At 45.1% G+C, this 11313-nt stretch carries 7 protein-coding genes; all 7 read right to left on the bottom strand.

All coding sequences use genetic code 11. The features are described 5' to 3' along the window. Window positions 1–80: 80 nt before the first annotated feature. Window positions 81–968, bottom strand: coding sequence for a CBS domain-containing protein (locus tag JGK14_RS31995; protein WP_325315923.1), 888 nt, complete (start codon window positions 966–968; stop codon window positions 81–83). Window positions 969–1322: 354 nt separating this feature from the next. Beyond that, entirely contained in the window at window positions 1323–4112 is a 2790-nt protein-coding gene (locus JGK14_RS31990) for an adenylate/guanylate cyclase domain-containing protein (RefSeq protein ID WP_293185785.1), read from the bottom strand. A gap of 324 nt (window positions 4113–4436) precedes the next feature. Then, a complete protein-coding gene (locus tag JGK14_RS31985) occupies window positions 4437–5894 on the bottom strand; it encodes a PAS domain-containing sensor histidine kinase (protein WP_293193608.1) in 1458 nt (485 codons plus the stop codon). A 209-nt stretch (window positions 5895–6103) separates the two neighbouring features. Beyond that, the gene (locus JGK14_RS31980) at window positions 6104–6493 is read right to left on the bottom strand and encodes an RRXRR domain-containing protein (protein WP_293185787.1); all 390 of its coding nucleotides are present in this window, start codon (window positions 6491–6493) and stop codon (window positions 6104–6106) included. 249 nt (window positions 6494–6742) lie between these two features. Further along, window positions 6743–7279, bottom strand: a complete 537-nt coding sequence (locus tag JGK14_RS31975; RefSeq protein WP_293185788.1) for a Rab family GTPase — start codon at window positions 7277–7279, stop codon at window positions 6743–6745. 2 nt (window positions 7280–7281) lie between these two features. Beyond that, window positions 7282–10236 carry an OmpA family protein gene (locus JGK14_RS31970; RefSeq protein WP_293185789.1) on the bottom strand — a complete coding sequence of 985 codons (2955 nt, stop codon included), beginning with the start codon at window positions 10234–10236 and terminating at the stop codon, window positions 7282–7284. Window positions 10237–10242: 6 nt separating this feature from the next. Then, on the bottom strand, window positions 10243–10851 hold the full coding sequence (locus JGK14_RS31965; protein WP_293155138.1) for a hypothetical protein: 609 nt from the start codon (window positions 10849–10851) through the stop codon (window positions 10243–10245). Window positions 10852–11313 lie beyond the last annotated feature (462 nt).

Below are 11313 nucleotides of genomic sequence, written 5' to 3'. Positions count from 1 at the left end.
TACAATTGCTAGGGAACTCATAAATCATAAGTTAGGGTGAATCCGACTTCTAAACTCTAAACCTAAACCCTGTCTACTGTCTAGAACGAAATAGCCCTGCGATCGATCCACTGCTGCCAACGAATTTCCCCGCTCGGCAAAATTACTCGGTGTTCGCAAGTAAACACAGGCTTTTCCGCAGACAGAGAAGCATATTGTTCTTGAAAAATTTCTCGGTCTACTTCTGGGATCAGTGGCATAAAACTGTTACCGAGCAAGTCTTCTGGTTGCACGCCGAAATAGCGACAGTAAGCTTGATTGACAAATGTGAATTTGCCGTCGGGGAGGTAGCGGCAAATCAGTTCGCTTTGGTCTTGCACAATCGCCCGGTAGCGCGCCTCGCTCTCCCGCAGGGCATTTTCGGCGTTTTGTCGATCGCTGACTTGTTTTTCGATTTCTGACTTACTTTCTAAGAGTTCACACTGTTTTTGCTGAAGTTTGACAACTTCTTGCTGCAACATTTTAACGAGGCTGTAAATTTCTGGGTGAATCCTTTCTGCGGTGACTAAACCTACTGGCTGACCCCGTTCATCTACAATTGGCAAACAATCGATCGAGTATTGACAAAATAGCTTAAATGCGGTAAAAATATCTGTAAATTCTGATTCTTTTAAGACAACTAAATTCCGCGTCATGGCGCCGGAAACTTTCATTTCTTGCCATCCGTATGTGGTGGCTAAGTTCAGCAGATCTGCCAACCTTAGCAATCCGACTAGCTGATTTTCCTCGACCACTAAGATGCAACTAATTGATGCTGTTACCGTTTCGTTTGAGTGTGCAGGTGAATTCGGTAGCGGACAAGCGTCCATCGCCAGACGGATTAGGGCGATCGCATCTGGGAGGGAAGTTGAGGGCGAAACTGTCACAGGATGGCGATCGACAAATTCTAAGGGCGATCGTAAATTTACCGACAAATTAGCAAGTTCCATAAATCTTGGTCAAAAAGTATTCCTAACTAACTTTAGCAACACTTTTAGTCATCAGCTTGACGACTAATCACTGATGACTGATGACTGATGACTAATGACTGATGACTGCTGACTGCTGACTGCTGACTCCTGTTCGCGAGTTATATGAGTTGGGAGTATCTCAGTTTTCATTTATAGTGCTGTCCCCGCTCGCGTATTCTACAATACGCGAGCTCTTGCGTGCTCGCACTATAATAAAAAAATCCTTTTTACAAACATGAGATGCTGCCTATGAGTTCGCACTATGTCAACTGTCAACTGTCAACTGTCAACTGTCAACTGTCAACTGTCAACTGTCAACTGTCAACTGCCAACTTATTTTTTACCAACAAGCAGATAAGTTTTCATACCCCCTTTACCTTTAACTTCAATAGTTCCGCGCCCTTCCAGCAAATATTTGTCTTTCAATAAGTCATAAGTAGTTTCACTGACTTGAATCCGCCAAGGCAAACCATGAGATTCCATGCGGGAAGCGATATTTACCGTATCGCCCCACAAATCGTAAATAAACTTTTTGATGCCAATCACTCCGGCAACAACCGGGCCGCTGTGGATGCCGATGCGGATGCTAAAATATTTCTTATTCAGACCATTAAACCGAGCTATCTCTTTTTGCATATCTAGGGCCATTTGGGCGATCGCCTCTGCATGGTCTGCCCGAGGGTAGGGCAGCCCTCCTACCGCCATGTATGCGTCGCCGATGGTCTTGATTTTCTCTAGGCCGTGCTGCTCGCACAACATATCGAATCCTGAGAAAATCTTATTCAGGAGCTCCACGAGGTCGATCGGATTCATCACAGAAGACAAAGCTGTAAACCCCACAATATCAGCAAACAAAACAGTCACTTCGGGAAAATATTCAGCAATAGTCGTTTCGTTTTGTTTGAGTCGTTCTGCTATTGCCACGGGCAAGATATTTAACAACAGATTTTCCGATTTTTCTTGTTCTTCCCGCAGGGCATCTTCTGCTTGCTTGCGTTCCGTAATATCGTGGTAACTCCAGACTCTACCGATAATTTTATCTCCCAGCCGCTGCGGTTCCGAATGGCGTTCAAAAAATCTGCCGTCTTCAAATTCCAACAAGTCAAAACTTTCGGCTTCTGGCTGGTCGTAAAGCGATTCTATTCTCTCTTGGAATGCTTGCGGGTCTTTGAGTTGGTTCTGCACAAAGGCGATCGTTGTTGCGTCGTCTCGCAGCGCCATCACGTCGCTAGGTACCCCCCACATTTCCACAAATTCTCGATTGAAAGTAACTATTTTTCCGCTCCTATCAATAGCTAAAATACCGTCAGCAGTAGAATCAAAAGTTGCTTGCAGCAAGGAAGCAGATTTTGCTAGAGCATCTTCCGCCATCTTGCGAGCAGTAATGTCTCGCAAAATAGCGCGAATCGCTACTAAAGAACCTTCCAAAAACTTACAGTTTATGCTACCTTCCAGCAAAATTTGTTCGTGATTCTTAGTAATAAATATTATTTGAATAGAGTGGGGATAAAAAGTATTTTCATTGACAGCTTTTTTAGTAATAACTTGACATAATATCTCCATCGACTCTGGGGAACTGTTGGGATGAATGATATCAAAAACAGTCATTTGAGCAATTTCGGCTTCGCTGTAGCCCAGAGTTTCCCGCCAAGCCCGATTTACATACAAAAAATGACCGTCAGCTCCAATACTTTGAATTAAGTCAGTAGCATTTTCAAATAAGTCTCGTAATTGTTCTTCGCTTTCCCGCAAAGCTATTTCCGCTTGCTTGCGCTTAATAAATTGACCGAGTTGGCTGCCGATTGTTGCCATTGTCTGGAGCAATTCTTCATCCAAATACTGCACTTCGCGGCTAAAAAAAGTCATCACCCCCAACACAGAGCTTTCAGAATTTTCCTGCTCGTAGTCCCCCAAAATTGGGAAGCCAAAAGCTCCGTGCAGTCGTTCTTCTACGCCAATTTCTCTGCTAATAAAAATTTCGCTTTCTGTTACATCCGCAATCCACTGAGACGAACCGCTGCCCCAAATGAGACCCGACAATCCTTCCCCGAATCCACAGATCATTTGTTCGGCAGATTCGGCAAATTTGGGGATGGAAACTGAGCCTTTTGTCCAACAGGCGACGCACCGCAGCAAATTGGGGTCGGAAATCGCAGTTATTCTCTTACTTCCTAACAGCAGTTTTTCCCCAGCTTCCGGCGGCATCCAAAGTTCGGCAGTATCCCACCCCAAACTGTCGCAAATTGCGGGGAGAATTGCTTCTAGAGCTTTTTTGATTGTTTCGGATGTAGAGAGGATGTGAGTGGTGACGTACTGAGCTACTTTTCGCTTGCGGGCTCGCTGTCTGTATGTCATGTCGCGGCCGATGTACACAAAATCTTGGAGGGCCGTAGAAGTTGCAGAAAAACTTTTCATGTCACTTGGAATCGGCGTACAGGAAAAGGAAACTGTCAGCTTTTCTCCTGTTTTTGCGGTGCAAATTACTTCAGTATTAGTTTGAGATTGTTGAGGCGACTCTTGGCTGACTGCTTGCAAAGATGCGCCCTCAGCAGTAAGGGTGTCTATTTGCTGACCTACTAATTCCGATTCGCTATAACCGAACAAATCTTGAGCCGCTTGATTGACTTTTTTGATTTTTCCCGAGGCCGTTGTCACCAACAAAACTTCGGCCATGGAAGTAATAATTTTTTCAACATAATTATTAGTAGCGGCTAAGGTACTCAATAAAATATTCATTTCATTGGTAGCTTGGACTAGAGTTTGTTCCAAACCCATCCTGTCGGTTACGTCTTCAAAAAATACAATTAATCTCTGCTCGCTATCGTCATTGCTGAACTCGACGATATACATATCAAAATAAAGCCGCGAGCCATTTTCTAATACTCGCGTCATCGCTTTTAATTCAAAATTTGGCAACCGCCCTTCAAAAATATCGATTAAAATTTCTTCAGTTCCCAGGAATTCGGGAAAGGGAATGCGGACATCGTTTCCGGTAACTACTTCCTCGGGACAGTCGGCAAACCGCTGCACGTTGAGAGATGTCTCTGCGATAAGAAAGTCTTGATCCAGTGCTAGGTACTCCAAGTGGTGGGGAACCAACAATTTATTTAACAGGGTTGTCATGTTGGATTTTGTAGTGGTGAACGTGCCCTCAGTTCGTGATAGTCATTAGTCATTAGTCATTAGTCATTGGTCATTGGTCATTGGTCATTAGTCATTGCTCGATTTGATGAATCTGGCACCTTGAAGTTTTGTCTAAAGTTTTGGAATAGACCAGCCAAGGTCGCTTACGTGGCACGGTACCCATTTTTGGGCGGGTCATTCCCAAATCGGAAAATCGAAAAATGGAAAATGGAAAATCGTATTATAACGGTTCTCAAGCGTGGTGAGGTATGCCCTATGCCTATGCCCTATGCCCTATGCCCAATTCCCAATTCCCAAATCGTATTACCTCTGTTTTGCAAATGGAATTGTGACTACAAAGGTAGTGCCTAACCCTGTGTCGCTGGAAAATTCGATTTGACCTCCGTGCAGGTCTACACACTGTTTAACTATGGATAAACCCAGTCCTGTACCAGGTATTTTTCCGACATTTTGGGCCCGGTAATAAGATTCAAACAGTTGTTCTTGGTCTTCTATAGGAATGCCAATGCCCGCATCTTTTATTTTAAATATAGCTTCTTCATGACGACAATTTAATTGAAAATCAATATAGCTGTCGATCGGCGAATATTTTACAGCATTTGACAGCAAGTTTGTCAAGATGTGCCGCAGCAATTTGGCATCCAGTGCGGGCGAGTATTCTGTTGCCTCCGACTCCGGAGCGGTTTTTTTCCCAGGCGCAATAGATTTTCTGCAAACAAAATTAATTTTATGATTTTGTCCGTAGCTAATTTTTATTGATTCTACTAACTCGCTACAAAATTTTCGCAAGTCAAGTGGTGCGGGATTGAATTGGAGTTTTCCAGCTTCGGCGCTGCTGAGCAACCGCACGTCATCTAATAGCTGAGCCATGTGTTTAGATGCTGATTTAACGTGTTCGAGGTATTCTTGTTTTTCCGCTTGGGTAATTTCGTCCCCATATTCTTTGAGAATTTGAGTAGCAAATAATACTGTATTTAAAGGATTGCCGAATTCGTGAGCCAGCATCGAGAAAAAACGAGATTTAAGCTGTCTGAGTTCTTGCTCTTTTACCAGAGAGCGACGAATTTCCATGTCTTCTTGCTTGCGTTCTGTGATGTCTCTGCCGATATATATGAAATCATAAAGTCCGTCTAATTCTGTCTGAATTGCCGAGCAGGAAAATTCTACCCAAATTTCTTCTCCCGATTTAGTAGTGCAGACTACTTCCAATTCTCTGAGCAGCTCTTTTTGAGACAAAATATAGCGGTGGCGACCTTGGTAAAGCAATGTTTCTTCGACTACTATGATGGAGAGAGGCTGGTCGATTAATTCTGCTTCGCTGTACCCAAATAACCATTGTGCCGATTGATTGACTGTTTTGATAATTCCTAATGTTGTTGTCACCAACAAAGCATCGCCCATGGAGCGAATCACTTTATCTATATAATCTTTTGAAGCGGCTAAGGCGCTCAGCAAAAGATTAGCTTCATTCGCTCTCTGAATCAAGGATTGCTTCATCACCATTTTTTCGGTGGCATCTTCAATCAAAATTAGCAAATTACTTGCCATATCTTGTTCGTTTTCATGTTCTATCGCCAACATATCGAAGTATAAAGGGCGGTTGTTGTCGGCAAACCGAGCGATACCTTTGAGTTCAAAACTCGGCCGCCTTCCCATCACGATCGACATGAGGATATTTTCAATTCCAATCAGTTCGGGAAAACAGATGCGAGCATCTGTACCGGGGAGCGCGTCACCCGGAGTATCGGCATAATTCTGCACTTCGGCAGAGGTTTCCTGAATGATGAAATTGTGATTTACTATTAGATACTCTGTTTGTCGCGGACCCAGGAGCTTTCTAAAAAGGGGGTTCATACTGTTCGATAATTATTGGTGGACATATCCAGACACTCGTTCTTTTTTGAGTATGTTTTCAGGCATAGCTGTAACCATCTTTCCTGTGAACTGTTGTGCAATATTCCGGGTGTATCTCACTTGGGAAGAGGGCGAAGCATGACCGCATATAAGTTATTAGTTATAATCCCATATTGACTACGGTCATGCTTCGCCCCTACGGATATATTTGCTTGCATTGAGATGCACCCAATATTCCGGGAGCATCTCAGTTTTGCATTTACAGTGCTGTCCCCGCTCGCGTGCTTGTACAAGCACGCGAGCGGGGACAGCACTACCATAAAAAATGCTTCTTGCAAAACTGAGATGCTCCCAATGTTTTCTACTACTCGCTTGAGGAGCAGTGTGAACGGATAGCGCCGAAACACCGAAGCCTTGCCCGAATCTAAAAGTTTTCTGGCGTGACTGGGATGAACCGGATTCATCGGTTTTTTGTTGGCATCAATGAGAAAAACGTAGTTTGACATCTTCTGTCAGCCTTATTTCTAAGTAATGTTTGCCTCGGAAATGTTGAAAGAGCTTGTTGGGAGTGCAACACGCGGATCTGTATGTAATTAATCCGTTCCTTAATAGCAATCGACAGAGCTACAAACTGGCGTTCATCTGTAGGTGTCATGACTCAAACAACGTAGGTCTTATCCTGTTCCTGCACGTTCGCAGCATCTACCCAATGCAGGCTCTGTTTGGGTAGATGTGGGTATACATCTACGAACGGTTCATACTTGTTCTACCATTGTGTAAGCTAGTTTGTGAAAAATTTCGTCAACGTCTTTGCCGGTTTTAGCCGATGTGGTATAAACTGCTATTACTTTGTCTTGACCGATTGAGTGGGAGATTTCCACTAGCAGTGCCAATTTTTCTTCGTCAATCAAGTCTACTTTGTTCAAAGCGACGATTATTGATCCTTTGGGATTGACTGAAGAAAACAGCTTAACGTGTTCGGAGATTCGCTCAACTGTTTCGGAGCGGCTGACATCGGCAACGATTAAAACGCCGCTAGCTCCTTGTAAGTAAGTCGGTGCGATTCCTTTGAATTTTGTATGTCCTTCTAAGTCCCAAATCAGCAACTGTGCGGTGACACTTTCCGGGTGTTTGGTGTTTTCTAATGCGATACTTTTGCGGGAAATTTTTACTCCGACGGTGGAGAGGTACTCGTCGCTGAATTGCCGATCGACAAAACGGCGGATCAGACTGGTTTTACCGACGCCAAAGTCGCCGATCATGCACATTTTTTTAGATATAGTAACTGACATAATTATTTGCTGTTTACGATCTTAGTTATTGGTTCAAATAGCACGCATCTGCTTAAAAGTAGCGGTTGATTGGGTTCCACGCCGGGGGGAGGATTTTGACTGCCAACCGCCAGGAGGCGCTTCGGATTGGCACCTTGCCGCAGCAAAGCATCTCGCACTGCTGTGGCACGCTGGAGCGACAACCGTTGATTGATGACAAGTTCCCCAGTGCGATCGCTGTGTCCAATTATCTTAATCTGTTTTTGAGGATATTGATCCATGAAACTTTTAACACTGGCGATAATTTCTTCTGATGCTGAGTCTAATGTTGTCGTTCCTTGGTCGAAGTAGATGCGGGTGGCAATTTTAAGCGGATCTAGTTTCACAGTGCTAACGACTGACTCAACGCCGGGAATTTGCTTCAGGGACTGAGCAATTTTCTGTGAATCGACAGCCTCCATGACTGTCCCCTCTACTGTAACTTTGCGATCGCCATACCGACTAGAAATAGAAACACCCGACAAGCGGTTCAAAACAGCGGTGATCCGCTGCACCTCACCCGCCGTCAACACGGGATCTGGAGGTACATCTACAGCGACAATTTGATTGTCTAATTTCAGATTTGGTGCAGTTGAGGCGGCTATTTTGGCGGCTTTTTCCCGCAATTCTGGATTTGGCAAATTTCCGGTTAACTTGAGAGTGTTGCCCTCCACGTCGGCGTTTAAGCGGTAAACCGCTAATTCTGGGGTCGAGGCTAAAGCTAAAGCGGCATTTGTTGCCAGGGGGCGGTCAATGCTCCGGCGGTGCTGATAAATTACCCAAGGTGTTGAGATTAAGGTTAGCGCTGCGATCGTCACCCCGATCAGCACGAAGGGGGGTTTTTTTGATTTTTCCCTTTCCACCGGGTCGAATAAACTTTGGATGAACGGGTGCACAGAGTCCGGTATAGTACCGGGATCGCCGTTAAACTCGTGAATTAATTTAGCGTAATTAAGGATCAGATTAGTAAGTGTTTGCCGGAGTTTGTTAATGAACGACTGTGGCGGTTCTCCTTTAATCACGACTGCCATGTAGCAGTATCCCGCTACTTCTAACATAATTTTTGAGTCGCCGTATTCAATTAGATTGAGTTCAGAAATTTCTCCGGGCTGAACGATGCATTCGTTCACAAAGCTGCGAATAGCTGTGAGCATTCCTGCTACCATTTCCGCTTCTAACTGGTAATTGCCTGCGGGGTGTTGAACTTCGGAAATTACCAAGCCAGATGCCTTGTGAATTAACAATGCTGCTTGGACGGTAAAAGGTATTGATTCTCTGAGGATTAATTCAGCTTCGGAGACTCCTTGTACTTGGGAGCGAATTTTGCGCCCAACTCCTTCCATGCTTAAGCTATTTGAGACTTTTTCGTTGATAGTTTTAATAGCTTCTGCCATGTATTTAGAGATCGTACTGCCAATGACGGGATAGAGAGCATCCACCATAGAGTCGCGTTCGAGGGCGATTTGGGCTGTAATGGCTTTGCCCATTTCCGGGGCGAGGGCTTGGGCGATCGACTCTTGATCGAGGCGAATTTGCTCTTTTATCGCCAAACCCATTTCTGGGGCGATCGCCCGAGCAATATCCGCTGGCGAATTTTCTATTTGTTGAGCAAGTGCGTCGGGCAGCAACTCACCTATCGCCGAACTCATTGCTTGCCTGTTTTCCACAGTTTTAGCCCTAATCACTTCATCAATAATTGGGACTATCGCATTAACAACTTCTTCTCTGGAATCGGCAATTTTGCGGCTGAGAATTTCTGCGATCCAAGGCAGCATTAGGGCGATCAGCTCTTGTGGATCGTAGATTTGGTGTTCCAGTTTTTCTAATTTAGAGTCGATGCTTGCTAGCAGATTGCACACCCCAGGCAAATCAGTTTCTGCTAGGAGATTTTTGAGTTGCTCGATATCTGACATTTGCGAGCCAAAAATCAGATTTTGCAGCCTTCCCATCGCGCTGTCGGCTTCATTGAATTCTTGTTTAATATCGCCTATGATTTCCGATCGCTGCGATAGTGGTATCGGCTGTTCTTGCGACTCTCGGTTCGGTTCAATTGATGCCACACTTGCATCTGCATATATTTTTTGGGATGGCTGCGAAAGTCCGGACACTGAGGAATTCGGATCGGTTGCTGCGGGTGGCGCCAGAGTTTGGGGAATGGGCGAATTCTCTACAGCGGTGTCAGCAGAATCCTGGGATTTTTCGCGCTGTACGTACTGGGGAGAATCGGAAATTGTTAAGTCAGGGAATGCTTGTAGCGAGGGTGATTCTCTCTCCAAATCCGAAACATCTGCGGAAACATCTATAGTTTTAGCTGAGGAATAGTTTCTTTCCAGTTCAGAAGTGTTGAGTTTGTGAGTAGCGAACAGCAAATTGTGGGACTCGTCTGCAACAGCCGGGGAAGCAGTAGAATCGGGTTGGCAAGAGCCAGTTTCTGGCACGGCTGCAATTTCCTCTGGCTGTGCGGAGGAAATACCTAACAAATCCATCAACCCGCCGAGTGCTCCAGCTTGACTATTTTTGCCGCTGCTGTCAGCTTCGGGTTCGGAATTGTGCTGCGCTGCAATTTCCTGTGGCTGTGCGGAGGAAATACTTAACAAATCCATCAACCCGCCGAGGGTTCCAGCTTGACTGTTTTTGCCGCTGCTGCTAGCAGCTTCGGGTTCGGGATTTTGCTGCGCTGCAATTTCCTCTGGCTGTGCGGAGGAAATACTTAACAAATCGATCGACCCGCCGAGGGCCCCAGCTTGACCGTTTTTGCCGCTGCTGTCAGCTTCGGACTCGGGATTTTGCTGCTTTGAACCAGCAATAATTTTGAGATCGAATAACAGAGTCAACAAGGGGTCTAGCTGGGTTGCTGCCGAGGCAGCAGACTCGTCAGGTTTAGAAACAAAACCCTCTAGCTGATTTTCAACTTCTGGATTTTCTTTCGGTAAAGCCATGCGTTATTATCCGTGATGGTGGCGCTCCGGCAACAAAAATTCGTTATTTGACTTATTATCAGCAACGCCTTTAAGTTCGGGCACAAATTCTGTTCCTTTGAGTCTCATTCCTAGTTCAAACAGAATTTCTGCCATGTCATCTCTGGAAACTTTAACATCTCTGAGCATGGAAAAGCGTCGGTCTAGTTCTTCAAAAACCTGTGTTTTCAAAGTGCGGGTTTCTTCGGAGAGTCGCTCTCTGGTTTGAGAGAGTTCGTCGCGAATGGAACTGGTTTGATTGTCGATCGCCTCGTCGAGGGCTTCGATGGTGCTGGAGCATTTGCGGTTAACGCGATCGATTTGCTGTCGGAGGTCAGCACTTTCTTCTTGCGTATTTAAGGTGAGCGATTTAACTTTCTTTTCTAACGAATCAACTGCCGCCCTCATTTCTGTGGACAGAACTGTTTTCACTTGTTCGATGCGAGCGTGCATATCTTGCTGCATCATCGACAAGTCGGAATCTATTTTGTCGAAACGATTGTCGTATTCTCTAAGCTGCGCCCCGAAAATTATATCGCGAATCTGGTCAATATTTCCCAGGCGTTCGCGCATTTCTTCTTTAGTTATTTCGGCCATGATCTTACCTCGAATCTCCGAAAATTGTGAGTTTAAGAACTGTACTATATTTTTTGTTAAACTGCTAGTCGAACGGTTTGAGCAGGGTCAAAAGACGTGCTGCTGACTTTTACTGCGATCGTTGACAGTTGTCAGATACAGGGGCTTTTTGACTGGGGACAGCTCGACTTTTAGATACTCCCTCCCCGAAAGTCGGGGATGAGATTCTTGAGAAGTTTAACTGTAAATCTCCTGAAATTCAGGTTCTTGGAGGCAATCATCAGAGCCACAACGAGGCTCCCCAAAATAGCGGTTTGCTATTCTTGCCTTGCCGCAAGCTCAGAGGAGCGCAGACATTCCTCCAGACAGCAAGGTAGGTTGTAAGCTGCTACACAAAACTTAGCTAAACTTTCTCAAGTCTCACTATTCAATCAAGATTGCTCTTGAAGGGTCTGCTTCCTGCTTCACCCAAGGGAGTCGGCT

Source organism: Microcoleus sp. PH2017_28_MFU_U_A (assembly GCF_020738035.1).
Taxonomy (GTDB): domain Bacteria; phylum Cyanobacteriota; class Cyanobacteriia; order Cyanobacteriales; family Microcoleaceae; genus Microcoleus.
This window is presented reverse-complemented; position numbering and strand designations above follow the sequence as displayed.